Here is a 22,490-nt window from a genome sequence, read left to right on the forward strand (position 1 = left end):
CAGCGCGGCCAAACCATCTTTTTTATGACCAGCTCCTTTCAGCTCAATATCGACAGCTTTGATCACCAATCAGAAATGCCTGACGTGCCGCCACCAGAAAACCTACCAAAGGAAATGGAATTATCTGCAGAGGCGATACGCTTAACACCGGAAGAGTGGCTACCCAAATTTAATGCCGTTCGCGCCATCGATTTTCGCGCAGTCGGTCATGACGACCCCAGCATGCCAAGCAATCACAAGCGCATGTGGATGAAGCCAAACGGACCGCTACCCAATAATCCCTGTGTACACAATTACCTCTTAGCCTACGCTTCGGACTTTTGTTTTTTATCTACCGCGAGCCATCCGCACAATGTGTCGTTTATGACCGAGGATATGCGCATGGCCACCATCGACCACAGCATGTGGTATCACCGTCCATTTGATTTTAACGACTGGTTGCTCTACGACATGGACAGCCCTAGTGCCTCTAACGGCCGAGGTTTCGTGCGCGGCAAGATTTATGACCGCGCCGGAAGGTTAGTGGCCAGCAGCACTCAAGAGGGCATCATGCGTATGAAGCGCGGTAGTTAAATAGCCCCATAACAATACAAACGACAACAATTAATAGCCTACAATCACCTTTAGCGGCGACCTAAACCGGTACAAGAAGAAGGTCGCCCAACTATTTAGCCACGCCATTTAATCCCAGTCGCAACAGCTGCGACTCAATACATATTCTTTTTATAGTCAATCTCCAAACCCTTCTTCATCGCACCAGGCAAAGACACCGCTGCACGGGCGATTTTTGCTTGTATGGACCGCGCATTACTTTGTTGTATGTGGGACTTAAATATTTCTGATGGAATCAGGTCTTTAGGCGCAATTTGCGGCGGCCACAGTGCAGACTTGGTAAGCGCCATACTCGACCGTATTTGTAACGAGTTAGGGTTGATTTTTGTGACCAGCATTGGCTCCTTGTTCTGGACTTTGAAACGCTGCAAGAGATGCTTACCCGTACAAAGCTCTGCAGTGCCCCGCAGCGCTAGGATGTCCTTACAGCCAGACACTATCGCAAAAATACTGATCTTCGGTTGCTCAAGAATATTACGAAAGTTGTCAATTCTGCGATTACCGGGCCGATCAGCCAAATAAATGAAGCCATATTCCTCTTGTATCAAGACGTTCTCCGGGTCGCCCTTGGGGCTAACCCGCTTGCCCGCTGCTGTTGATAATGGCCAGCGCTAAAAATTGCACCTGCTGTATAAATTCCAATACCTCGTGGATTGATTGTTCTAATGAGCGAGGCGCCCAAAAATTTGAGCGACGGAAGGCCTTGGCGCAATGCAAATAGCACTCTTCTACTTCTAGGCTCAGCAGTCCGTCAGCGACATTCGCGACCTTGTCATTCATGCTCGTCGATATGATCGATAACTTTACGGTCACGAGGCGCAGACAGTGTTCCCACTCTTTTCTGCACTTGTTCAAGGCTAGTCAATTTCAAAAGTATTTATTCCCCGTAAACCTTGAGCATAACGGGTTGCTATGCCGAGCGAGTCGAGCACGGTGGCTTTTTCCATGCGAAGCTGTTTAGCCTCGTTATGTTTCTTCTTGGTCATTGCCTGCAAGACACTATAAAACTGGGATCAGGCCCAGTACAAGCAGGCCAAACATCAAGATGTATGAGATCGAGGAGCGGCCGTAATGCAAATTAGGTAGGGCAGAACCACTAGAACCTAATAATTCAGGATGCAAAATTTGACTATTAATTAATGCATCCTGTGTCTACAACGAAAAAGCGGCCTCGATTCTTGGCCTTATTAGGGCTTTTGGTATATATTTGTACGGCATTTCCGTACATAAAGGCAGCCCTCATGGACACAATCAGCGTAAACAAATTTAGGGAGAACCTTAAAAGCGTTGTAGAACAAGTAGTTAGTAGCCATGAACCGCTCAAAGTGACTCGCCGAGCCGGTGAGGCTTTTGTTGTAATGAGCGCCGAAGACTGGGAACGAGAGCAGGAAACCCTGCACGTACTCCAAAGCAAGAATCTCATGCAACAAATTGCCGACTCCCTTGAAACCTATACCCGCGGGCAAGGCTACAAACCGACTGACGAGCAGATGAATGAGATCACTGGTATTTGAGGGTAATACCTGGGAAGCGTATGAAAGCATGCGCGAAACGGACAAACGGCTGCACAAGGCGCTCTGTAAATTACTCAAGGAAATGCTCCAATCTGATGATCCTTCATCCGGTCTAGGCAAGCCTGAACCGCTCAAGCACAATCTCTCGGGCCTTTGGTCAAAACGAATCTCGCAGAAAGACCGTTTGATATATTGTTTCGATGATAAGTCCATTTATATCTTCGCTATTGGTGGGCACTACGATCAGCCCTAACACCATTAGCAGTTGCCTGAGGTGTTTGGCGCTCTGTTTGCGGCTTTATGTAAACAAGGTGACAACTGCCAAACCTTGTTATACGTGTGCATCGGTTCTGAAACCGTCCATATAGGAAATTGAATTGAGATGGGGAACTACGGCAAGTCCCGCTTTTGACATTCAGGCCGCTCGCTGGGGTACTCCGCAGCGAGCAGTGAAATCCAGCCATTACCGTCAGTAAGTACTTAAAAGCTAATGACTGAATCTGCGCGGGGCTGAAAATTGCCTTACGCAACAACGGGCTTTGTCTATTCCCTAAACTGTTTAAAGTCGGGTTTGCGCTTTTCCATAATGGCCATTACCGCTTCTATATTTTCTGGGCTACCGGCTAAGCGCGCCATGCCTTCGGTCTCGCCGCTCATGGCGGAATGAATAGCCGCGCGGTGAACATTACGCATTAATTTTTTGGTTTCCACGAGGGAATTGACCGGCCACTGGGCAATTTCCCGGGCTTTGCCCATTGCCTTGGCAAGAACTTGCTCGTCACTAAACTGAGCCGTGGCAATACCTAAGCTGACTGCACGTTCGGCGTTTATCCACTCAGCTGTGTACATCAGTTCTGCGGCTTTACGCGCACCAATAATCGCCTGCAATTGGTAGCTACTGCCCCACTCGGGCACCAATCCCAATGCGGTGAACGGGAAGCGTAAACGCAGACTCTCGCCAACATAGATCAGATCAGTATGCAGCAATAAGGTCGCGCCGCCGCCTACCGCAACCCCGCAGGCGGCACTCACAACAGGCTTATCGAAATCGACCAGCGCCTTTGCCGATATCGCAAAGGGGTGCTCGCCATCTGACGCTGAAAAATCATTGAGATCGACCCCAGAGGAAAAATCGCTGCCTGCCCCAGTGATCACCACACAGGCAACGGCAGGGTTCTCACCGGCGGCAATTAAAGCATCGCGAAACGCCAGCCACTGTTCATTACTAAAGGCGTTTTTCCTCTTGGGCCGGTTGAGGGTTAACAGCAATACGCCATCGTCGTCGAGTTGTTGTAGAACGGTGTCGCTCATAGTCTTTCTCTGATTATGTAATGTCGTCAATTAGGGGAGACGCTAGACGGGAGACAAGAAATGCTAAACCCCTAGCGTCTCCCGTCTCCCGTTTAGCATCTAGCATCTTGCTTAATCATAAAATCGCACGCAGTCCGCCAACGCTGCCCGTTCAGTTCGGCAGCTATTCACTGAGTCACAGGTGTCTTCATAGCCAAATGACAGGCCAAATAGGAGTTTATGACTAGGGTCGATGCCGAGCTCCTCGCGCACCAAGTCGCAGTTAAAGCTCAGGGCAGTTTGCGGACAGCTGGCTAGACCATGGACTGTTAGGCTAAGCATAAGCGTTTGGGCATACATACCCAAGTCGGCAGCTTCGCGCAGGCCGAAGCCCTCGGGTAAAAATAAAAAGGCGACGTGGGGCGCGCCAAAGAAGGTAAAATTATTAGCAAACTGTTCGCTACGGGCCACTTTGTCGTCGCGGCTAATACCCATTGCGCCATACAATGTTGCGGCGGCGGCGTATTGCCGCTCTTTATAAACACCGGCGTATTTGCCGTCGTAGGGAAAGTCCATTGTCCAGGCACCGCTGTTAAAGGCGTGTGGGATTTTATTGCGCAACCGTTCTATGGATTCACCACTTGCTACAGCAACCTGCCAAGGCTGGGTGTTGCAGTTGGAGGGCGCCTGTTGCGCGGAGGTGAATACTGCCTCTAATATTGCGCGGTCTACTGGCGCGGGCAAAAAACTGCGCACCGAGCGACGCTGCTGTACAACTGCTGAAAATATTGCTGCTGATTCGGACATTTTAATCTGCCTGTTTTACGGCGCCGTTCACCATTAGCTCGGCAATTACCGATGTATCGAAGCCGAGCTGCTGTAACAGTGCGCGGGAGTCTTGCCCCTCTGCTATGGGGCCGTGCTTGAGTTCACCCGGCGTACGCGAAAACCGTGGCGCGGGTGCCGATTGTAAAACGCCATCGCGGCGCACTAGGTTTTGGCGATGTTGATTATGGGCATAGGTCTCCGCTTCATCTAGATCTAAGACCGGTGCAAAACAGGCGTCGCTACCTGCGAAAATCGCACACCACTCCTCGCGGGTTTTCTCTAGAAAACGCGCCGCCATCACTGCTCTGCGCTCGGGCCACGCCGCTTTATTCATTTGGTTCAAATAGTCGGTGGCGTCAAAGTCAAGCTCGAGCTTGTCTAGAAGCTGCGCATAGAAATGCGGCTCTACCGCGCCGACTGACACCGAGCGGCCATCTTTGCAGAGGTAATTTCGGTAGTACGGCGCGCCGCCATCCAGTAAATTTTGCTCGCGCTGGTTTTCCCAATAGCCAATGCCTTTCAGACCGTGAATGGTGCTGAGTAATGAAATTGCGCCGTCACAAATGGCAGCATCAATAACTTGGCCACGCCCAGATTGATGACGTTCTAATAAAGCCGACAATATTCCCAACAACAAGAACATGGAGCCGCCGCCCAGGTCACCAATGACGTTAAGGGGCACCGGCGGCGCCTCATTGGCGTTGCCAAGGCTGTCGAGCATTCCAGTTATCGCAATGTAATTAAGATCGTGGGCGGCGGTTTTGGCCAGTGGCCCGTCTTGTCCCCAGCCGGTCATGCGCGCATAGACCAGGCGCGGATTGCGCTGAGCGCAAACCTCGGGGCCGAGCCCGAGCTTTTCCATGACACCGGGACGGAAACATTCAATAAGCACGTCGGCGTGTTCTAAGAGCTGCAATACAACATCGACCGCACCAGGCTTTTTGAGATCGAGGGCAATGGACTGCCGCCCCCGCGCCGTGACATCGCCGGGGTTCGCGCCCATACCGCCACCGCTGGTGCGGTCAATACGAATAACCTCGGCGCCCAGATCAGCCAATAACATACAGGCGTAGGGTGCAGGACCAATGCCTGCCATTTCAATAACGCGGATACCACTTAGGGGGCCGGACATAGGAAACCTCAAAATGACGGGAGATGCTGTACGGGAGACGGCAAACGCTAAAACCAGAGAAGAGGAGCCCTTGCGTCTCCCCTCTCCCGTCTCGCATTAAGCTATTTTTATTCGCCCTTAAATACCGCTGGGCGCTTTTCTTTGAAAGCGCGCATACCTTCTTTGGCATCTTTAGAAGCGAATACCGGGCCAGCCAGTTCATCGGATTTCTGCATGGCTTCGTCTTCGCTTAGGTGCTCGGTGTGCTCACGTAACGAGCGCACCACTGCCTTCACGGCCAAGGGACCGTTAGCGCAAATTTTAGCAGCAAATTTCTTGGCTTCATTCAGGGTTTCACCCTTGGGCACCACCCGGTTGATTAAGCCAAACTCCAATGCCTGCTGGGCGCTGACACGATCACCTGTTAGCAGTATTTCTGCAGCTATGCAGTAGGGAATTTGCTTGCGCAGGCGAATAGTCGAGCCTGACATAGGGTAAAGGCCGCGAGCCACTTCGGTAACGCCAAAGATGGCGTCTTCCGCCGCCACACGAATATCGGTGCCCTGTAGTATCTCGGTGCCACCCGCCAGCGCATAGCCTTCTACCGCCAGAATAATAGGCTTACAGGGGCGATTTTCCCGCAATAGCGCCTGCCAGTGCACATTGGGTACCGTGGCCATAATAGTCATAAACTCTTCCGCGGTGCCTTGGTCGCTATCCGGGCCGACTTTTAAATCCATACCGGCGCTGAAGGTATCGCCCTTGGCGGTGATAATAGCGCAATAAAGATTGTCGTCTTCGTCGAGTAAGCGCCACGCTTTGTACATACCGAGCAGCATTTCTGAACTAAACGCATTTTTAGCCTCAGGACGATTCAAGGTAACAATTAAAACATTGCCCTCTTGTTCTACGAGGCAGTGTTTGGTGCTAATGTTTAATTCTGTTGGCATATTCGCTCCGTTTTCTTATTGCTCGATACTGAACGGGAGATGGGAGACGCAAAACCCGACGGACATGCGAGCTTCTTCTTAAATTAGCGTCTCCCGTCAAACGTCTCCCGCCTAAGCCACTGCGCCCTTGCCGCTTTCGGCAAAAGCCTTGGCCGTCTTGTAATCTGGCTTGCCGCTTGGCGCACGTGGCAGCTCTTCAATAAGGTGAATTTCGCGGGGGACTTTATAGCCCGCGATATGTTTACGGCAGTGTTCTTGCACATTATTGAGGTCTAGTTTTATACCTTTACGCGCCTGAATAACGGCGCTAACACGACTACCCCATCGGTCATCAGCAACACCGACCACAAGTGCATCAAAAATACCGTCATGGGCTTTGAGCGCGACTTCAACTTCTTCGGGGAAGATTTTCTCGCCGCCACTATTGATGCAGTTAGAACCCCGACCAAATACAGTTATTGAACCATCATCCTCCAGCTTAGCGGCGTCGCCAGTCAGTAACCAACGCTTGCCATCCACTTCCAAGAAGGTTTTTGCCGTTTTAACGGGGTCATTGTAGTAACCCATAGGGATATAACCCGCGCGAGCAAAAATACCGGTTTCACCCATTTCAGCATGGCGCGGTGCTTTACCTTCCTCTTCAACAATGACATCCATATAATCGGTGCGGCTGACATTTCCTAAACCGGAAGCGGTTTTTTTGCTGCCGTTGTCCATCCCCATTTGGCCACCCTCAGAGGAGCCAAAGGCATTAGTGATAAAGACATTAGGGAAAAACTTTTTAAAGGCCTCTTGTTTGGCCTCGGAAAAAATCGCGCCGCCAGAACCCACATTGAATACATTGGACAAATCCCAGCGATCTGGGTTTGCCGCCAAGCTGTCCAGCAGAGGAATAGCCATGGCGTCGCCGACAATCTGCACCGCATGCACTTTTTCATCGGCAACAATTTGCCACACTTTATCGCCGTCAAAAGAACGATTGTGATTGAGAACCAGGGTGTTGCCAGCGAGCAATTGAATACAGGCATACCACCAAGAGGCGCCGTGCATCAATGGCGCTAGGGCGATTCCGCGCAAGGGGTTTTCCATTACCCGCTCGCGAATGTCCTCAGGCTTTTCGCATGGCCCCCGTGGTGAGAAGTGACCACCGCCCCCCATCGCAGCAAAAAAGACGTTCTTGTGAGGCCACATTACGCCCTTGGGCATACCTGTGGTGCCGCCGGTATAGAGAATAAAGTAGTCCTCATCAGCGCGTTCGGCAAAATCACGAGCTTTACTTTGGCTTTCGGTAGCCTTGTGATAATCAACCGCGCCAATAAGAGACAGGTCTTCATTCGTCTCATCGGCTACAGAAACAAAAATTTTCAACTTTTTAGCCGCATCGCGAACTTCCGCAATGGCGGGGATAAATTCGCGATGATGGATACAGGCCACCATGTCGGCATTATCAAATATGTAGAGCAATTCATCTTTTACATAGCGATAATTTACGTTAATGGGTACCGCGCGAATTTTAAAACAGGCGAGCATCGCTTCCAGATACTCACTGCAGTTATACATATACAAACCGACATGATCACCGGCTTTTACACCCTGCGCCGCAAGATAATGCGCCATTTGATTGGCACCGGCATCTAAGGCCGCAAAGCTGCTGCGCCGATCACCACAAACCAAGGCTTCGCGCTCAGGTACTTTGTCGGCGACGGCTTCGAATAAATCGGCAAGATTAAAGTGCATTCCCATAAGGCAGTCCTTTCTTATTTTCAAGGCGATACATCGTCGCGCCCTGCAGTTTTGCGTGATTACTATTGTTACCGCTAAGTGCATCATTGCTGACGTAGTTAACGGTCATTAGAGCTTTTTCGATAGCGCCCAATGTAGCAATCGCTGCCAGCACTGGCCATCCTCCCAAGGGACGAGGCCAGCGACCGGCAGTGCCAATAGTAACAATTAAGGCTTGTCGGCACTGACTACCCACATTGAGAAGAACTGCGCGCCGCCGCCATAAGCGTGGCCAAGTGCGGTTTTTGCCCCCTCAACTTGATGGCCGTGAGCTTCGCCACGGACTTGCTGAGCGGCTTCGGCAAAGCGGATCATGCCTGAGGCGCCAATGGGGTTTGATGACAAGACCCCGCCCGAGCAATTCCAAGGTATATCACCACCCTCATCAAGTGAGGTGGCGCCGCTCATTGTCAATGCCCAGCCCTTGCCAACGTCCGCAAAGCCGAGGTTTTCTAACCACATTGGCTCATACCATGAAAACGGCACGTAAATTTCAGCGCAATCTAGGTCTTTCCGTGGATGATGAATACCGGCTTGGGCATAAACATCTTTAGCACAGTCGATACCGGCTTGAGGATTAACCTGCTCACGCCCGGCATACATAGTCGGCTCCGAGCGCATAGCGGTGCCGCGAATCCAGGCGGGCTTACGGGGTGATTTCGTCGCCAACTCTTCATTGGCAATAATCATGGCACAGGCGCCGTCGGAAGACGGGCAGGCCTCCAAAAAGCGCAATGGCTCCCACAGCATGGGGCTGTCTTCCACTTCTTTCATAGTGATATTAGGCAGCTGCAAATGGGCTAAGGGGTTTTTTGCCCCGTGTAGACGGTCTTTCACCGCGACTTTAATACCCGCGTCATAGGGCGCATCGGAACGGCGCATATACTCGCGAATAATCGGCGCAAAATAGCCACCAGCACCGGCATTTAAATGCGGTGAAAACGGCTGTGGATTGGATAATGCCCACATCGCATTCGACTCTGACTGCTTCTCAAACGACACAGTTAATATGCGTTTAAACACGCCACTTTGCACATAGGACGCCGCCACTATCGCGGTTGAGCCGCCGACGGAGCCCGCCGTGTGCACCCGCAACATTGGCTTACCGTTGCAGCCCAAAGCATCAGTGAGATACAGCTCAGGCATCACGATTCCTTCAAACATATCTGGCGCTTTACCGAGAATAACCGCGTCGATATCGTTCCAAGTAAGGTCTGCGTCTTCCAGTGCGGCCACTGCCGCCTCGCGCACCAGACCGGCAATAGAAACGTCTTTACGCTTGGTTTTATATTTTGTTTGGCCTACGCCAACAACCGCTGCTAACTGGGCCATTATTTCGCCTCCAATACGGTAACCAGATTTTGTTGTAGGCACGGCCCCGAAGTCGCGTGAGCAACCCCACGCTTGGCTTCGCCGCGGATAATACGCATGGCAACTTCGCCAATGCGAGACAAGCCCGACGCCATCATCACATTGCCTGCCAATACGCCGCCCGAAGGATTGATCACGGTGTCGTCGCTCAAACCAAGCGCCTGCTTGAGAATAATTTCTTGATGACTAAAGGGTGCGTACAACTCAGCAACATCCACTGGGCCGCTTGCCACACCAGCCGCTTTACCGGCAATTTCGGTCGACACTGAGCGGCGCAAATCCCGCGAGCCGATATGGTGAGTCTCAATGCGATGGTCAATACCTTTAATCACAGCGTAGGGCTTGCCCCACTCTTTGGCTTTTTCTACCGTGCAAATAATCATTGCACAGGCACCGTCGGAGATTGGGCAGCAATCGTGGCGACGCAATGGCGACATATACATGGGTTCGTCCAGTAGACTTGCCGCATCACCGTCATTTTTTAGCTGGGCGTAGGGATTACTCAGCGCGTTATTACGCGAGCGGGCAACCACTTCGGCCATGTCTAATTCGGTGATAGCACCGGAGTCCAACATCGTGCGAGCCTGCATCGCGGCAAAGGCGATGGTATCTACCCACAGTGGCGCTAGGTAGTAGGGGTCGAGCTGCTGGGACAAGACAATGGGCAGTTCACCCGGCGATGACTTGCCAAAGCCGTAGAGCAGCGCGGATTCCGCGTGACCCATTTGAATTTTTAACCACGCTTCATAAAGCGCCCATGCCGCGTCCATTTCAACGTGAGATTCTTTAATCGGCGGCACCGCGCCCAAGGCGTCGACGCCCGCAACAAAAGCAAATGCCGCGCCCTGCTGGTAATCACAACTACCAGAGCAGGTAAAGTCGACGTCTTGTGCATTGGTGATCCCGGCCTGCTTATAAACTTCTTGCAGCACCGGCATAATCAGTTCTACTTCGTTTTGCGCCCCAGCATCGCGCTGGCAATTAGATTGCGCAAAGGCAACTATCGCAACATCACGCATCTTATTTGCCCCCGTCGATTAATTTACCGATTTCACTAACCGCCATGTCTGGCTCATCAAGCGGTTTGAAATATTGAATATTTTCCATGGCATAACCCCACTCTTCCTCGGGCTTCCACACTGCCTCGACCCGCATACCAATGCGCACATCTTCGTTCTTACATTCGCTAAGCAAATGCAGGAAGCTTAAATTAGCGCCATCCAAAACGAGGTTGGCAATAACATAAGGCGGTTTAATAGGGTTGCCAGGAATTGGGATATAAACAATGGTGAAAGACTCGACCGTTGCCTTATTGCCCAGCACCACTTCTTCTACTGTGGGCACGCCGCAGGCTGCACAAGAGCCGCGCGGTGGAATATAGACATTGCGGCAATTAGGGCAGCGCTGACCTACCAACTGGCCTTTTTTAACTGAGTGCAAATACAGGGCCGTCGCCTTGCCTGCCGTAAAGTTATAGGTAAGATAAATAGGCGCTTCCATACCGGTGATGGTGTCAGTTGCGTCGTTCGGTTTTAATTCGCCCAATAAGGCCACGGCCTCAGGCACAAAACCGTTGATATCGCCCATCAATCCCTTGGTCTCTTCGGCCCAGCGCACTTTAACGCGCATGCCCGTGCTCATTGCCGCTTCTTCACCGGCGTCGACCCAATGCAGCATGGGGGTATCGGCACCATCAAGCTGGATCATTGCCCAAGCAAAAGGCTTATCACCAGGGTGAGCTTTGCGGGGATGACTAACCCAGCACCAGGTCTTGACCACACCACTGTCGGGAAGATCGACAAATTCAGTCAGGGCTGCAGCACTGACTGGATCAAACTCTACCGGAGGCATGAGTACCTTGCCATCGCTAGCTTTAATACCCACCATTTTGCGATTGCGCAATGAGGTCAGGAACTGACCGACAATAGGCCCTGTCGAACGGGTATACGTGTACCCGAGGGTAAAGGCCTGGCTAAGCACTTCAGCCGATGCAGCCATCTGATTTCTCCTTCACAGTTAAATCCGGTAAATTCCAAGGCGCGCCTTAATTGTTAACAAAACGATTGTTACAACAGCGTCGCCCGGAATGAGATATTCTGTAAGGAGTATCTCTGGGCCGCCAAAATCAGACAATGTCGCTGCTGATCAAGTCGCTGACAAAAACGATCATGCCCAGCCGCTTCTTATAGGACCGACAATGCCGCCGAAAGCCCCATACCAACACCGCAACCCCATTGTTCGCTATGCGCTGTTCAGCATAGGCTGGATTTCCTTTGTGTTAGGTATGATTGGTTTGCTGCTGCCGGTGGTGCCGACATCACCTTTTTTATTGCTCAGCGCCGCCTGTTTTTTACGCAGCTCACCGCGTTTTTATGTTTGGCTGACGGAGCATCCCTGGTGGGGCCGGTATATTTGTTATTTTTTAGACGGACAGGGCATTCCACGACGCATTAAAGTACTCATACTCTGTATGCTGTGGATTATGATTTTGAGTAGCGCATTTTTAATCGTGAAGATTATGTGGGTTTCAGTGACGATGATAGTGATTGCCGCTGCGGTCTCTATTTATATTGTTAGGCTGCCCGAGCCCCAAGAGTGACGGTGTGGCTGCTGTGCGCTGTGCGCTGTGCGCTGAACGGGAGACGGGAGACGCTAAGAAATGTCTGGCAGGAAGGCTTTGACGTCCGACCTCGGACACCCGATGCTTTTAGCGTCTACCGTCTCCCGTACAGCATATTGCAAGCTCACCTCAGACGTCCAAAGCCTTAGCCATATTCGCCGCAATGCTACTGGCAACTCGCTTGGCGCGCTCGGTTTTTTCACCGCTAAAGTTCTCATCAGCCGTCACGATAAAATAGTGCAGCCACTGATCGAAATCACTGGCCTGTAAGGCCTTTTTATCATGTAACTGCCGATGAATATTCATCGTATGGCGTTGGTATTCGTTATCACCTAATAACAGCTTTTGCCAGTACGCTTGAATACGGGGAAAGTGTTCACTGATGTCGATATTCGCCACATCGATAAAGATAGGGGCTAATCTCGCGTCGGCAAGTAGACGCGCATAGAAAGCATCGACAAAGGCCGCAATATGTTTAGGGCTATCGAGATCAGGCTTAAAAGTATTAGTAGAGGAATCAGACATCATAATTTAGATATACATAGAGGCGTAAGATTCGCAGCTTAAGCCCCTAATGCAATTGATCATTAGCCGACAAATACGCTATTTTTTCTTCTTGCTCGACTTCTTTTCGGTAAATTTCTTCAAGCGTTGTTTGTGCTCTATTTGTCGCTTTGTCAGCACATTTTTCTTGCCTTCAAAGGGGTTTTCCGAGGTTTTATACTCAATTTTGATTGGCGTACCCATCATCTTCAATTCACGACGGAATACCTTCTCCAAGTAACGCGTATAACTACTAGGCACTTTTTCAGTCTGGTTGCCGTGAATAACAATGATCGGCGGGTTCTGACCACCAGGGTGGGCGTAACGCAGTTTAATACGGCGCCCATTGATCATTGGTGGCGAATGGCCGTGCACTGCGCCTTCCAAAATAGTGGTGAGCATTCGGGTTTGTAATTGCCGAGTCGCCGATTCATAGGCCTTCTCAACCGACTCATACAAATGACCAACACCCGTACCATGCAATGCCGAAATGAAGTGAATCTCGGCAAAATCAATAAACTGCAAACGACGATCTAATTCGCTTTTTATATGATTTTTCTGATCGGCGGTGAGACCGTCCCACTTATTGATGGCAACCACTACCGCACGCCCAGAATCCACCACCTGGCCGAGTAAATGTAAATCTTGATCAACGATACTCTCACGACCGTCCATCACCAGAATGACAACATGCGCGTCATCTATCGCCTTCAGCGTTTTAACAATAGAGAATTTCTCTACCGCTTCGGAAATATGCTTGCGCTTGCGAATACCCGCCGTATCAATCAGGGTATAGTCTTCGCCTTCGCGCTCATAGTTAATATAAACACTGTCGCGGGTCGTACCCGGCTGGTCGTAAACCACCACCCGATCTTCACCCAACATACGGTTAACCAAGGTAGATTTACCCACATTTGGCCGACCGACTATCGCGATTTTTTTACCTGTGGCCAATGCCGCCGGCTTGTCTTCGGCCTCTTGAGAGAACTTGGCAAGGACGTCGCTCATTAAGGCCCGCACGCCTTTGCCCTGGGTAGCCGTTAGGGGGTAGATGTGCTCCGCGCCGGTTTTGTAAAACTCAGCCTTGGCCACTTCAGCATCTACGCCGTCAACCTTATTCGCAACAAAGAACACGGGCTTGGAGCAGCTGCGCAGATGCTTGATTAAACCTTCGTCGGCCGGCATTAAGCCAGCGCGAGAATCCAGCATCAGCAATACCGCATCGGCTTCATCAATGGCCTGCAGAGACTGCTGGGCCATAGGTCCATCTATGCCTTCTTCATCGCCGTTAATACCGCCAGTGTCGATCACAATATAGCGACGACTGCCATGACAGGCCTCACCGTATTTCCGGTCACGGGTGAGACCGGGAAAATTTGCCACCAATGCATCTCGGCTTTTTGTCAGCCGATTAAACAGAGTTGATTTGCCAACATTGGGTCGGCCTACCAAGGCGATTACTGGAACCATAATATTTTACAACTCTGCTCGGCGCTAAGCCGGTATAAAACTAATCAAAAGAATTACAGGTCTTGCAGTTTATAAGCAGCAAGCTCACCGCTATTTCCATAAACGTATAATAATTTACCGTCAGCGATCATAGGCGCACGCAGACCGTCGCTATCTACTCGGGTGCGCGCAATTAAATGGCCATCGACCTGAGCTAACATATGCAAATAACCTTCAAAATCGCCTACGCCAATCGCACCGTCAAAGGCCACGGGCTCGGTTAACTCGCGACGAGCCAACAACGTTTGAGTCCAGCGTGCACCTTGGCCATTGCCATCGAGGGCATTCACACTGCCATCGGCAGCAACGACATAAATATTACCTAAAGCACTTGCCGCGCCAACATAGCTTGAGGTTTCTTTGCCCCACAGTGGGCGACCACTGCCAATATCGATTGCCATAATCTGACCCTGGTAGCCTGTGGCAATGACTGTTTGGTCGTCTTCCATGACCAATAAACGGCCGTCGACATCAACTAAACGCTCAATTTCTGTGCTTCCTTGAGGAACAGAGATTCGCTGTTCCCAGCGTACCGCGCCATTTTCGATATCAAAAGCCACTACACGGCCGTTGGCAAAGCCAACCATAACCACGCCGCGCACAATTGTTGGGGTGCTGGTGCCACGCAAAGTAAGGCGCGGCACTTGTGATATGTAATTCCAAAGGGGCTTGCCGTCGCTAATATTAAAAGCGTGAACTTCACCACTGTAGGTTTGAGCAACGACAACGTCGCCGTCACTTTGCGGCGCACTTAGTACTTCGCTATTAACCGGTGTCGTCCAAATTATTTGGCCTGTCAGACGATCTAAAGCCACCACTTCGCCGTCAGAGGTGCCGACGAACAGCATAGTGCCTGACACACCAATGCCGCCCGAGATCCGCAAATCGTGGGATTTCTTCCAGATTTTTTTGCCAGTTACTTTATTTAGCGCAGCAATCTTGCCATTGGATGAGGCAATAAAAATTTCCTCTCCATCAATTACCGGGGTAATCCGATGGAAAGCCTCAGCCTGGCCGTCGCCTAGCGAATAAGACCAAGCTTCTTTCAGTTTTTTCTCGGCTTTAAAATCAGTGAGCCTAGCGGGCTCACGACTGGTCGGGTCCGAAGCACAGGCAACAACCATCAGCGTAGCCAGTACAAGGCTGAGCTTACGAATAAAAACCATTAGTTAGTTCCTTTTTCAGTAGTAACGGCAACACTTAAGTCGCTGATTTTCAAGTCTAGCAACGCGTTATTGCTCGGCACTTCCTGCTCCCGCGCCAAAACTTTAGCCTGCTGATACGCACTTAATGCGCCAGGCTTGTCGCCTTGAGCAAACAAAATATCACCACGTAGTTCAGCTGCCTGAGCGGCGTAACCGCCGCTGGCAACATCCTTTAACAAAGCTAAGGCCGCGGCATGGTCGTCAAGTGCAAAGCGCACTTGCGCCAAACGCACTTGCGTCTGCGCCTTTAATACCGGCTCCGGACCTTGATCCAGCACCCATTCCAACTCACTGGCCGCCACGTCATACTCGCCATCTTGCACCGCGTATTTTGCTTTGTATAAAGCAGCAAACTGACCATAGCTCAAATTGCCGTACTGGTCTTTTAAGGTATTGGCCAAATGCTCAGCCGTATTGCGACTAGTGCCATCGCGCTGCACGGCCGCGTCGGCAATCATTAAATTGTCGAAAATAGCGGAGGCTTCTGCGCCCTGATCTTTGACATGCCCCTGCCAACCCTTCCATCCAAAAACAATGGCCAATGCTAGAGCAATGCCGAAAACCGTCGATTTACCGTTTTCCTGCCACCATCTTTTAATGGCTTCGACTTGTTCTTCTTCTGTACGAAACGTTTCCACTTAACTTCCTCTCCGACGTAGGCAGTGCCTTAAAATAGTATGTTAAAACTTAGTAAAAAAATGTTTGCCAATATAATCAGGCAATTCGGCCAAAGCCACAAACTGTTGTTCACTTTGGCTATCGCGCAGTGATTTTACCGCCGCGTGCCCCTGGGCCAGCTCATCTTCACCCAGTACAATCGCCAGCGCTGCACCACTTTTATCCGCCTTTTTAAACTGGCTTTTAAAGCTTCCGCCCCCGCAATTAATGACTACTCGCGCGGTTGGTATCGCAGTGCGTATCGCTTCAGCAAGACTTAAGGCCGCAATTTCGGCACTGTCACCAACAGAAACGATAAAAACATCGGCCAAGGCTGGCATGGCTGGTGCTACCGCGAGGGTTTCTAATAATAAACACAGGCGCTCAATACCCATCGCAAAGCCCACCGCCGGGGTTGGCTTGCCGCCCAACTGTTCAACCAAGCCGTCGTAACGGCCACCAGCACATACAGTGCCCTGCGCGCCGAGTTTGTCAGTGGTCCATTCAAACACTGTCAGGCCGTAATAATCCAGTCCGCGCACTAACTGCGGATTGAGCTTATAGGGCACTCCTGCAGCGTCAAGGCGCGCGCACAAACCGTCAAAATGGGCTTTAGAGACCGCATCAAGGTAATCGGCCAACACCGGCGCGGCCCCCAAGATTTCGCGGGTCTTGGGGTCTTTGGTATCGAGTATACGCAGTGGATTACTGCCAAGACGGCGCAAGCTATCTTCGTCTAGGTCGTCTTTAAAGCCAGATAAATAGTCGACCAAGGCTTGCCGATAATTGGCACGCGACTCTGCATTACCAATACTGTTTAGCTCTAAGGTCAGGGCATCACTAATACCGAGTTCTCGCCACAAACGCGCGCTAAGCAGAATCAACTCAGCATCAATATCTGGCCCTGTCATGCCAAAGGTCTCTACGCCAACCTGGTGAAACTGGCGCAAGCGGCCCTTTTGCGGGCGCTCATGGCGAAACATTGGACCGGCATACCAAAGCCGTTGTAGCTGATTGTGCAACAGGCCATTCTGATCGCAGGCACGCACGCAGCTGGCTGTACCTTCAGGGCGCAGGGTTAAACTATCGCCATTACGGTCTTCAAAGGTATACATTTCCTTTTCAACGATATCGGTCACTTCACCAATAGAGCGTTTGAAAAGCTCGGTATGCTCTACGATAGGGAAGCGAATTTCACTATAGCCATAGCGGCTAAGCACATCGCGAATGCGGCCTTCCAGATACTGCCACAGCGGCGTTTCTGTGGGCAGAATATCGTTCATGCCCCTAATCGATTGTATACGTGCCAAAACTGATTCCTGTTTGCCGCTGCTGCAGCACTGCTAAATAAATGTGAAAAGCCTTAGCTGCGCGCTATAAGGTCTTTTTCCTGTTCGGCTTTAACGGCAATCTTTTCCCGAATCAATTTTTCAAGATGATCCACCAAGCCTTCGTTCTTCACTTTGTGGTCAGGCTTACCCGCCACATAGACTAAATTATTAGGCGTACCGCCAGTCAAACCGATCTCAGCTTCTTTCGCCTCACCCGGACCGTTGACGATACAGCCAATGACCGCCACATCAAGGGGAATGGTCACGTCATCAAGGCGTGCTTCCAGCTCATTCATAGTGCTAATAACATCAAAATTCTGGCGCGAGCAGCTCGGACAGGCAATAAAATTGATGCCTTTAGTACGCAGTTTCAGGCTTTTAAGAATCTCGTAGCCGACTTTGACTTCTTCAACCGGGTCAGCTGCCAGTGACACACGAATCGTGTCGCCAATGCCGTCCATCAGCAGTAAACCCAAGCCCACCGCCGACTTAACCGTACCACCGCGTAAACCACCTGCCTCGGTAATGCCCAAGTGCAGTGGCTGATCAATTTGTGCCGCAATTTGACGGTAGGCCGCAACAGCCATAAACACGTCAGAGGCCTTTACGCTGAGTTTAAAATGTTGGAAGTCCAACTTATCGAGAATATCGATATGGCGCATGGCGGATTCCACCAAAGCTTCTGGCGTTGGTTCACCGTATTTACGCTGTAATTCTTTTTCTAAAGAGCCGGCATTCACGCCGATGCGAATCGGAATATTGTGGTATTTGGCAGCATCAATAACTGCGCGCACGCGGTCTTCGCGGCCGATATTACCCGGATTAATCCGCAGGCAATCCACACCGTATTCGGCAACCTTAATTGCAATTTTATGGTCAAAGTGGATATCGGCAACCAAGGGCACCGACACTTGCTTGCGTATTTCACGAAACGCTTCAGCAGCGTCCATGCTGGGTACCGAGACCCGCACGATATCGGCACAGGCGGCTTCTAAGCGCTTAATTTGCGCTACAGTGGCGGCAACATCGCAGGTTTCAGTGTTAGTCATACTCTGCACAGATATCGGCGCATCGCCACCCACGGCGACATTACCGATATGAATCTGCCGAGATACTCGACGCTTTATCGGAGAGGCCATTTTCATAATTCACCTACCTGTACACGCACTGCGTTACTATTTACCAAAGACTTCAACTCAATTTCCTGGCCGTTATATTCACTAATTACAGCCGGCCAATACGCTAAACTGATCGTGACGGGGCCCTGAACATCAAAACGCAGTTTTTCGCCCTTTTCCTGTACGCCGCTCACCACAATATTATTGTGAAAATCACGCAGTTCTAACCAAACGGCCTCGACAAACTCAAACTTCAATTCAGCGGTCTGAGCAGGACCACTGTGCTGAGAAGTGGGCGTCTCGACACTGAGCCCGTCACCTTTAGAAGCCAACAGCACCTCACCCAACGAGGGTTCAACCTCAATTGCGCTCAGGGGGACAAAGCGCTCAGCCAAGACATGTATAGCCAACTCCGGCTCGGACTTACCACCAAACACCCATATCGCTACACACCACAAAAACAGTGATATCAGCAATGCTGATATCAGCGGCGCATTACCCGGCGCCTTGGCAATACCTTGTGGACGAGTCGGTGTATGGTCTTTGTTATCTTCTTCGCGCCGACAAATTCGGTCACAATCTTTTAGCAGGGGTTCTTCATCCAAGCCCATATAGCGGGCATAACTTTTAATATAACCGCGCGCAAACAGCGGCGAGTTAAACCGCGAGTAATCATTGTTTTCTAGCGCCTCTACATAACTATTAAGTAGATTTAACGCTTCAGCCGTTTCGAGCACAGACTTACCTGCGCTCATCCGCGCATCATGTAAAACCGAACCCGGTGGCCCCGGGTAGTAATCATCTTTTCCCGGCATTTAAGATTCCTTAACGGCTTTCACTGTTACCCTGCTGCATATACACTTTATACAATAGGTACTCTTCAGACTTAGGGTATAAATTCTTCAGTGCCAAGGCAAAACTCGCATGGGTATCCTTGTCATCAAATTTATCGGCGAGGCGGATCCCTAACCACAGCGCACTCGCTGATTGATTGACATTTTTAGTGCGAAACGCATCGTAATAGCGCTGGGCTTCGGCAAAACGGCCCATGCGGAAATACACTTCGGCTAACGACATCAGGACATTGGCGTCGTCACCCTGCATCAAAAATGCGCGCTTGAATGCTTCCTCAGCTTTTGGCAGTTCGTTCAATTGCATATAACAGCGCCCGAGATTGACAAACGCCTCAACCCTCTTTTCGTAGAGCAATTCCTGCACCACTACTTCGAGCTGGCTCGCCGCTTCTGCATAACGACCTCGCGCGTACAAAAAAGCCGCGTAATTATTGCGAACCCGAGACACTTTCGGCGCCATGGCAATTGAGCGCTGATAGTATTTTTCTGCCATTTCCAGCTCGCCGGTATTCTGAAATACCAGCGCTAAAGCTTCTAATGTTTCCGGGTTGTTTTTGTCTTTTTCTTCTACATACTGCAAATGACGCTTGGCCTGATTCCAGTTGCCTTGGGAAATATAATTCCGTGCTAGCTGAAGAGATGTATCAAAGGCCTTTTGTTCGTCTTTTTTAGAGGCAAAGCCTCCATTTTTGGTCGTTACGCAGCCATGTATCGATGCTGCAGCGACCACGACAAACAAGACCCGGGCTAATACGGTGATGCCTTTTATTCTTAACCACGACATGCAGTACGCTCCCTTTAAAAATTTAAACTAGACGAATTGGCTGCGCTAGCTCTGCCTTTTGGCGATGACGCTCACTGCGTTTGGTACGGTCTTGAACCTGACCAGCTAACTGGCCACAGGCGGCGTCAATATCATCGCCCCGCGGGGTCCGCACGGTCGTTACATAACCCGCCTCGGTCATTACCAGCCAAAAACGGTTCACCGCATTATTGCTTGGACGCTTATAGTCCGATAGAGAAAACGGATTAAAGGGGATTAAATTAACTTTGCACGGCAAGTCTCGCAACACCTCGGCCAACTCTTTGGCATGCTCGACACCGTCGTTCACTCCTGCAATCAGAGTGTATTCAATGGTTACAACACGATGAGTATCATCTTGTTTGGCAATATAGCGCTTACTTGCCGCAAGCAATTCGGCAATGGGGTATTTTTTATTAATGGGCACTAACTGGCTGCGCAATTCGTCATTGGGCGCGTGCAGTGAAATGGCCAGCGATACGGTCGACACATCCCCGAGCTTATCCAACATGGGCACCACACCAGAGGTGCTGAGGGTTACCCGGCGCTTTGACAAACCATAACCGAAGTCGTCGAGCATCAAGCTCATCGCTTCGACCACATTGTCGAAATTCAGCAGCGGCTCACCCATCCCCATCATGACCACATTAGTCACGATGCGCTTATTGCCACTATTAAAGCCGTCGTAGGATTTAATCGCCAACCACACCTGACCTATAATTTCGGCGGCAGTAAGGTCGCGCATAAAGCCCTGTTTGCCCGTTGCGCAAAAGCTGCAATCCAGACTACAGCCAACCTGAGAGGACACACATAGGGTGCCGCGTTGGCCGTCGGGAATTAAAACAGTCTCAACAAGATTATTACCACCCACTTCTACCGCCCATTTACGGGTTCCATCGATAGAGTCGAGTTGTTTAACCACCGTGGGAGGACGAATCTCAGCAAGCTCCTGAAGCTTAGCCCGCAAGGGTTTGCCGAGATTGGTCATCTCATCAAAATTGTCGATCCCCGAGTGGTGTATCCACTTGAGGATCTGCTGAGCACGAAATGGCTTTTCACCAATAGAGCTGAGGTAAGCCTCCATATTCTTGCGCGACATGCCGAGTAAATTTACTCGGGGCTGCTGCACAAGTTCGGTGGTTTCGGTTTGATTTTCTGATGCCATTATCGTGCCCTGCAATGAGTGTGAACCTACTTAAACGCGGTCGCACAGCTCACTGGTAGCGAAAAAGAACGCAATTTCCCGCGCTGCCGATTCTTCTGAGTCAGAACCATGTACCGCATTGGCATCAATAGATTCAGCGAAATCAGCGCGGATAGTGCCCGCAGCAGCTTCTTTAGGGTTGGTTGCACCCATCAGGTCGCGATTTTTCAATACCGCGCCTTCGCCTTCCAGAACTTGCACAGTTACAGGACCAGAAGTCATGAAATCAATCAGCGCTGGGAAGAAAGGACGACCTTTGTGCTCAGCATAGAAGCCTTCAGCTTGATCGCGGCTTAAACGCAGCATTTTAGCTGCAACAATTCGTAAACCGGCTTTTTCAAAACGGCTGTAAATTTCACCAATAACGTTTTTGCTAACAGCATCAGGCTTGGCTATGGAAAGGGTGCGTTGAACGCCCATCGGTCTTTCTCCAAAAAGTAGAACAATAACAAAGGGTAATTTACCCGGCGCGAAAAATCGTCGAATTATACGCGTATTAGAGTCAAATAGGTACGCGAGTGAGGCTCAGACAGCGGGATATGGCATGGGTTTCGGCCCAGAATGGTTTTTCTACCGGAATTAACCCTATGCCGTCGCCTTGAAACTTAATCTTGCTCGTCGAGCCACGCGGTTTGAATCGCTTCAAGCACTTTTTCACCGCTGCGCTTTGGGTCATCATCAAAATCGTCGAGTTCAATCACCCATTGCCGCAAATCGACGAAATTAACGTAAGTTGGATCAACATTGGGGAATTTCTCTGCCAACTCAATCCCAATATCCAGTACATCTGTCCACTTCAAGCCCATACCCAGCCTCTCTTTAAGCACACGCCCTGCGGGCCATTAATGTTGTTCAGACACCATGTTAATCGTGTAGCGCGGAATCTCGACCACCAAGTCGCGATCGGTTACCACAGCCTGACAGCTGAGACGCGAATCCGGCTCTAAGCCCCAAGCCTTATCTAACATATCTTCTTCAAGCTCGTCGGCCTCATTCAGCGACTCTATACCCTCGCGAACAATGACATGGCAGGTCGTGCAGGCACAGGATTTCTCGCAGGCATGCTCGATGTGTATGCCATTAGCGAGCATAACATCGCAAATGGTTTCGCCACTGGAGGCTTCAATTACGTCGCCCTCAGGGCACAGTGCTTCGTTTGGCAATACTATGATGCGCGGCATCGTGACAT

The 22,490-nt window shown here is 50.6% G+C and carries 28 protein-coding genes; 4 read left to right on the forward strand and 24 right to left on the reverse strand.

Annotation, left to right across the window (positions count from 1 at the left end; translation table 11 throughout):
* Positions 1-573, forward strand: a 573-nt coding sequence (locus ABYP33_RS04325; protein ID WP_373088774.1) for an acyl-CoA thioesterase II, incomplete at its 5' end; no start/stop codon positions are given.
* 134 nt (positions 574-707) lie between these two features.
* Here ABYP33_RS04325 and ABYP33_RS04330 read toward each other — a convergent pair.
* The 3 genes from ABYP33_RS04330 to ABYP33_RS04340 form a co-directional block, all read right to left on the reverse strand.
* Complete coding sequence (locus tag ABYP33_RS04330; RefSeq protein WP_373088776.1) at positions 708-1,160, reverse strand: hypothetical protein; 453 nt, start codon at positions 1,158-1,160, stop codon at positions 708-710.
* Between the two features lie 25 nt (positions 1,161-1,185).
* Complete coding sequence (locus ABYP33_RS04335; RefSeq protein WP_373088778.1) at positions 1,186-1,392, reverse strand: hypothetical protein; 207 nt, start codon at positions 1,390-1,392, stop codon at positions 1,186-1,188.
* A gap of 77 nt (positions 1,393-1,469) precedes the next feature.
* Complete coding sequence (locus tag ABYP33_RS04340) at positions 1,470-1,598, reverse strand: hypothetical protein (RefSeq protein ID WP_373088780.1); 129 nt, start codon at positions 1,596-1,598, stop codon at positions 1,470-1,472.
* Positions 1,599-1,853: 255 nt separating this feature from the next.
* Between ABYP33_RS04340 and ABYP33_RS04345 the strand changes: the two genes are divergently transcribed.
* Positions 1,854-2,126 (forward strand): type II toxin-antitoxin system Phd/YefM family antitoxin, encoded by a 273-nt coding sequence (locus ABYP33_RS04345; protein WP_373088782.1) that lies wholly within the window; start codon positions 1,854-1,856, stop codon positions 2,124-2,126.
* Positions 2,107-2,379, forward strand: a complete 273-nt coding sequence (locus ABYP33_RS04350) for a Txe/YoeB family addiction module toxin (RefSeq protein WP_373088784.1) — start codon at positions 2,107-2,109, stop codon at positions 2,377-2,379. Before ABYP33_RS04345 ends, ABYP33_RS04350 begins: the two co-directional genes overlap by 20 nt.
* Before the next feature lie 290 nt (positions 2,380-2,669).
* On the opposite strand, the gene ABYP33_RS04355 is transcribed toward ABYP33_RS04350, so the two are convergent.
* From ABYP33_RS04355 to ABYP33_RS04395, 9 genes are all read right to left on the reverse strand, one after another.
* Positions 2,670-3,437 carry an enoyl-CoA hydratase-related protein gene (locus ABYP33_RS04355; protein ID WP_373088786.1) on the reverse strand — a complete coding sequence of 256 codons (768 nt, stop codon included), beginning with the start codon at positions 3,435-3,437 and terminating at the stop codon, positions 2,670-2,672.
* A 111-nt stretch (positions 3,438-3,548) separates the two neighbouring features.
* A complete protein-coding gene (locus ABYP33_RS04360) occupies positions 3,549-4,223 on the reverse strand; it encodes a nitroreductase (protein ID WP_373088788.1) in 675 nt (224 codons plus the stop codon).
* A 1-nt stretch (position 4,224) separates the two neighbouring features.
* Positions 4,225-5,376, reverse strand: a complete 1,152-nt coding sequence (locus ABYP33_RS04365; RefSeq protein ID WP_373088790.1) for a CaiB/BaiF CoA transferase family protein — start codon at positions 5,374-5,376, stop codon at positions 4,225-4,227.
* Between the two features lie 107 nt (positions 5,377-5,483).
* Positions 5,484-6,305 carry a crotonase/enoyl-CoA hydratase family protein gene (locus tag ABYP33_RS04370; RefSeq protein WP_373088792.1) on the reverse strand — a complete coding sequence of 274 codons (822 nt, stop codon included), beginning with the start codon at positions 6,303-6,305 and terminating at the stop codon, positions 5,484-5,486.
* A gap of 111 nt (positions 6,306-6,416) precedes the next feature.
* Positions 6,417-8,048: an acyl-CoA synthetase gene (locus ABYP33_RS04375; protein WP_373088794.1), complete on the reverse strand. Its 1,632-nt coding sequence runs from the start codon at positions 8,046-8,048 to the stop codon at positions 6,417-6,419.
* Positions 8,032-8,202: a hypothetical protein gene (locus ABYP33_RS04380; protein ID WP_373088796.1), complete on the reverse strand. Its 171-nt coding sequence runs from the start codon at positions 8,200-8,202 to the stop codon at positions 8,032-8,034. The genes ABYP33_RS04375 and ABYP33_RS04380 overlap by 17 nt, the downstream gene beginning before the upstream one ends.
* Positions 8,203-8,255: 53 nt before the next feature.
* Positions 8,256-9,419 carry a thiolase domain-containing protein gene (locus ABYP33_RS04385; protein ID WP_373088798.1) on the reverse strand — a complete coding sequence of 388 codons (1,164 nt, stop codon included), beginning with the start codon at positions 9,417-9,419 and terminating at the stop codon, positions 8,256-8,258.
* Positions 9,419-10,477 (reverse strand): thiolase domain-containing protein, encoded by a 1,059-nt coding sequence (locus ABYP33_RS04390; protein ID WP_373088800.1) that lies wholly within the window; start codon positions 10,475-10,477, stop codon positions 9,419-9,421. The genes ABYP33_RS04385 and ABYP33_RS04390 overlap by 1 nt, the downstream gene beginning before the upstream one ends.
* A 1-nt stretch (position 10,478) precedes the next feature.
* Positions 10,479-11,456: a Zn-ribbon domain-containing OB-fold protein gene (locus tag ABYP33_RS04395; protein WP_373088802.1), complete on the reverse strand. Its 978-nt coding sequence runs from the start codon at positions 11,454-11,456 to the stop codon at positions 10,479-10,481.
* 199 nt (positions 11,457-11,655) lie between these two features.
* Between ABYP33_RS04395 and ABYP33_RS04400 the strand changes: the two genes are divergently transcribed.
* Positions 11,656-12,057, forward strand: coding sequence for a YbaN family protein (locus ABYP33_RS04400; RefSeq protein ID WP_373088804.1), 402 nt, complete (start codon positions 11,656-11,658; stop codon positions 12,055-12,057).
* Between the two features lie 150 nt (positions 12,058-12,207).
* On the opposite strand, the gene ABYP33_RS04405 is transcribed toward ABYP33_RS04400, so the two are convergent.
* The 12 genes from ABYP33_RS04405 to fdx all read right to left on the reverse strand — a co-directional run bounded on the left by ABYP33_RS04405 (position 12,208) and on the right by fdx (position 22,482).
* The gene (locus tag ABYP33_RS04405) at positions 12,208-12,606 is read right to left on the reverse strand and encodes a group III truncated hemoglobin (RefSeq protein WP_373088806.1); all 399 of its coding nucleotides are present in this window, start codon (positions 12,604-12,606) and stop codon (positions 12,208-12,210) included.
* Positions 12,607-12,681: 75 nt separating this feature from the next.
* Positions 12,682-14,091, reverse strand: a complete 1,410-nt coding sequence (gene der / locus ABYP33_RS04410; RefSeq protein ID WP_373088808.1) for a ribosome biogenesis GTPase Der — start codon at positions 14,089-14,091, stop codon at positions 12,682-12,684.
* A gap of 53 nt (positions 14,092-14,144) precedes the next feature.
* A complete protein-coding gene (gene bamB / locus ABYP33_RS04415) occupies positions 14,145-15,296 on the reverse strand; it encodes an outer membrane protein assembly factor BamB (protein WP_373088810.1) in 1,152 nt (383 codons plus the stop codon).
* Positions 15,296-15,973 (reverse strand): YfgM family protein, encoded by a 678-nt coding sequence (locus tag ABYP33_RS04420; protein ID WP_373088812.1) that lies wholly within the window; start codon positions 15,971-15,973, stop codon positions 15,296-15,298. The genes bamB and ABYP33_RS04420 overlap by 1 nt, the downstream gene beginning before the upstream one ends.
* A gap of 42 nt (positions 15,974-16,015) precedes the next feature.
* Complete coding sequence (gene hisS / locus ABYP33_RS04425; protein WP_373088814.1) at positions 16,016-17,302, reverse strand: histidine--tRNA ligase; 1,287 nt, start codon at positions 17,300-17,302, stop codon at positions 16,016-16,018.
* A gap of 53 nt (positions 17,303-17,355) precedes the next feature.
* Positions 17,356-18,468 carry a flavodoxin-dependent (E)-4-hydroxy-3-methylbut-2-enyl-diphosphate synthase gene (ispG, locus tag ABYP33_RS04430; RefSeq protein ID WP_373088816.1) on the reverse strand — a complete coding sequence of 371 codons (1,113 nt, stop codon included), beginning with the start codon at positions 18,466-18,468 and terminating at the stop codon, positions 17,356-17,358.
* A complete protein-coding gene (locus ABYP33_RS04435) occupies positions 18,465-19,256 on the reverse strand; it encodes a helix-turn-helix domain-containing protein (protein ID WP_373088818.1) in 792 nt (263 codons plus the stop codon). Before ABYP33_RS04435 ends, ispG begins: the two co-directional genes overlap by 4 nt.
* A gap of 10 nt (positions 19,257-19,266) precedes the next feature.
* Positions 19,267-20,079: a type IV pilus biogenesis/stability protein PilW gene (gene pilW / locus ABYP33_RS04440; RefSeq protein ID WP_373088820.1), complete on the reverse strand. Its 813-nt coding sequence runs from the start codon at positions 20,077-20,079 to the stop codon at positions 19,267-19,269.
* A 22-nt stretch (positions 20,080-20,101) separates the two neighbouring features.
* On the reverse strand, positions 20,102-21,262 hold the full coding sequence (gene rlmN / locus ABYP33_RS04445; RefSeq protein WP_373088822.1) for a 23S rRNA (adenine(2503)-C(2))-methyltransferase RlmN: 1,161 nt from the start codon (positions 21,260-21,262) through the stop codon (positions 20,102-20,104).
* A 30-nt stretch (positions 21,263-21,292) separates the two neighbouring features.
* Positions 21,293-21,721 carry a nucleoside-diphosphate kinase gene (gene ndk, locus ABYP33_RS04450; RefSeq protein ID WP_008248907.1) on the reverse strand — a complete coding sequence of 143 codons (429 nt, stop codon included), beginning with the start codon at positions 21,719-21,721 and terminating at the stop codon, positions 21,293-21,295.
* Positions 21,722-21,906: 185 nt separating this feature from the next.
* Positions 21,907-22,107 (reverse strand): Fe-S cluster assembly protein IscX, encoded by a 201-nt coding sequence (gene iscX, locus ABYP33_RS04455; protein ID WP_373088824.1) that lies wholly within the window; start codon positions 22,105-22,107, stop codon positions 21,907-21,909.
* A 36-nt stretch (positions 22,108-22,143) separates the two neighbouring features.
* A complete protein-coding gene (gene fdx, locus ABYP33_RS04460; protein ID WP_373088826.1) occupies positions 22,144-22,482 on the reverse strand; it encodes an ISC system 2Fe-2S type ferredoxin in 339 nt (112 codons plus the stop codon).
* Positions 22,483-22,490 lie beyond the last annotated feature (8 nt).

The organism is Zhongshania sp., assembly GCF_041584495.1.
Lineage (GTDB): Bacteria > Pseudomonadota > Gammaproteobacteria > Pseudomonadales > Spongiibacteraceae > Spongiibacter.

Excerpts from the sequence above, each read along its gene's own strand:
- ABYP33_RS04335 (WP_373088778.1), bottom strand. The coding sequence starts at position 1,392 with ATGAATGACAAGGTCGCGAATGTCGCTGACGGACTGCTGAGCCTAGAA.
- ABYP33_RS04340 (WP_373088780.1), bottom strand. The coding sequence starts at position 1,598 with ATGACCAAGAAGAAACATAACGAGGCTAAACAGCTTCGCATGGAAAAA.
- ABYP33_RS04345 (WP_373088782.1), top strand. The coding sequence starts at position 1,854 with ATGGACACAATCAGCGTAAACAAATTTAGGGAGAACCTTAAAAGCGTT.
- ABYP33_RS04350 (WP_373088784.1), top strand. The coding sequence starts at position 2,107 with ATGAGATCACTGGTATTTGAGGGTAATACCTGGGAAGCGTATGAAAGC.
- ABYP33_RS04355 (WP_373088786.1), bottom strand. The coding sequence starts at position 3,437 with ATGAGCGACACCGTTCTACAACAACTCGACGACGATGGCGTATTGCTG.
- ABYP33_RS04360 (WP_373088788.1), bottom strand. The coding sequence starts at position 4,223 with ATGTCCGAATCAGCAGCAATATTTTCAGCAGTTGTACAGCAGCGTCGC.
- ABYP33_RS04365 (WP_373088790.1), bottom strand. The coding sequence starts at position 5,376 with ATGTCCGGCCCCCTAAGTGGTATCCGCGTTATTGAAATGGCAGGCATT.
- ABYP33_RS04370 (WP_373088792.1), bottom strand. The coding sequence starts at position 6,305 with ATGCCAACAGAATTAAACATTAGCACCAAACACTGCCTCGTAGAACAA.
- ABYP33_RS04375 (WP_373088794.1), bottom strand. The coding sequence starts at position 8,048 with ATGGGAATGCACTTTAATCTTGCCGATTTATTCGAAGCCGTCGCCGAC.
- ABYP33_RS04385 (WP_373088798.1), bottom strand. The coding sequence starts at position 9,419 with ATGGCCCAGTTAGCAGCGGTTGTTGGCGTAGGCCAAACAAAATATAAA.
- ABYP33_RS04390 (WP_373088800.1), bottom strand. The coding sequence starts at position 10,477 with ATGCGTGATGTTGCGATAGTTGCCTTTGCGCAATCTAATTGCCAGCGC.
- ABYP33_RS04395 (WP_373088802.1), bottom strand. The coding sequence starts at position 11,456 with ATGGCTGCATCGGCTGAAGTGCTTAGCCAGGCCTTTACCCTCGGGTAC.
- ABYP33_RS04400 (WP_373088804.1), top strand. The coding sequence starts at position 11,656 with ATGCCGCCGAAAGCCCCATACCAACACCGCAACCCCATTGTTCGCTAT.
- ABYP33_RS04405 (WP_373088806.1), bottom strand. The coding sequence starts at position 12,606 with ATGATGTCTGATTCCTCTACTAATACTTTTAAGCCTGATCTCGATAGC.
- der (WP_373088808.1), bottom strand. The coding sequence starts at position 14,091 with ATGGTTCCAGTAATCGCCTTGGTAGGCCGACCCAATGTTGGCAAATCA.
- bamB (WP_373088810.1), bottom strand. The coding sequence starts at position 15,296 with ATGGTTTTTATTCGTAAGCTCAGCCTTGTACTGGCTACGCTGATGGTT.
- ispG (WP_373088816.1), bottom strand. The coding sequence starts at position 18,468 with ATGAAAATGGCCTCTCCGATAAAGCGTCGAGTATCTCGGCAGATTCAT.
- ABYP33_RS04435 (WP_373088818.1), bottom strand. The coding sequence starts at position 19,256 with ATGCCGGGAAAAGATGATTACTACCCGGGGCCACCGGGTTCGGTTTTA.
- pilW (WP_373088820.1), bottom strand. The coding sequence starts at position 20,079 with ATGTCGTGGTTAAGAATAAAAGGCATCACCGTATTAGCCCGGGTCTTG.
- rlmN (WP_373088822.1), bottom strand. The coding sequence starts at position 21,262 with ATGGCATCAGAAAATCAAACCGAAACCACCGAACTTGTGCAGCAGCCC.
- ndk (WP_008248907.1), bottom strand. The coding sequence starts at position 21,721 with ATGGGCGTTCAACGCACCCTTTCCATAGCCAAGCCTGATGCTGTTAGC.
- iscX (WP_373088824.1), bottom strand. The coding sequence starts at position 22,107 with ATGGGCTTGAAGTGGACAGATGTACTGGATATTGGGATTGAGTTGGCA.
- fdx (WP_373088826.1), bottom strand. The coding sequence starts at position 22,482 with ATGCCGCGCATCATAGTATTGCCAAACGAAGCACTGTGCCCTGAGGGC.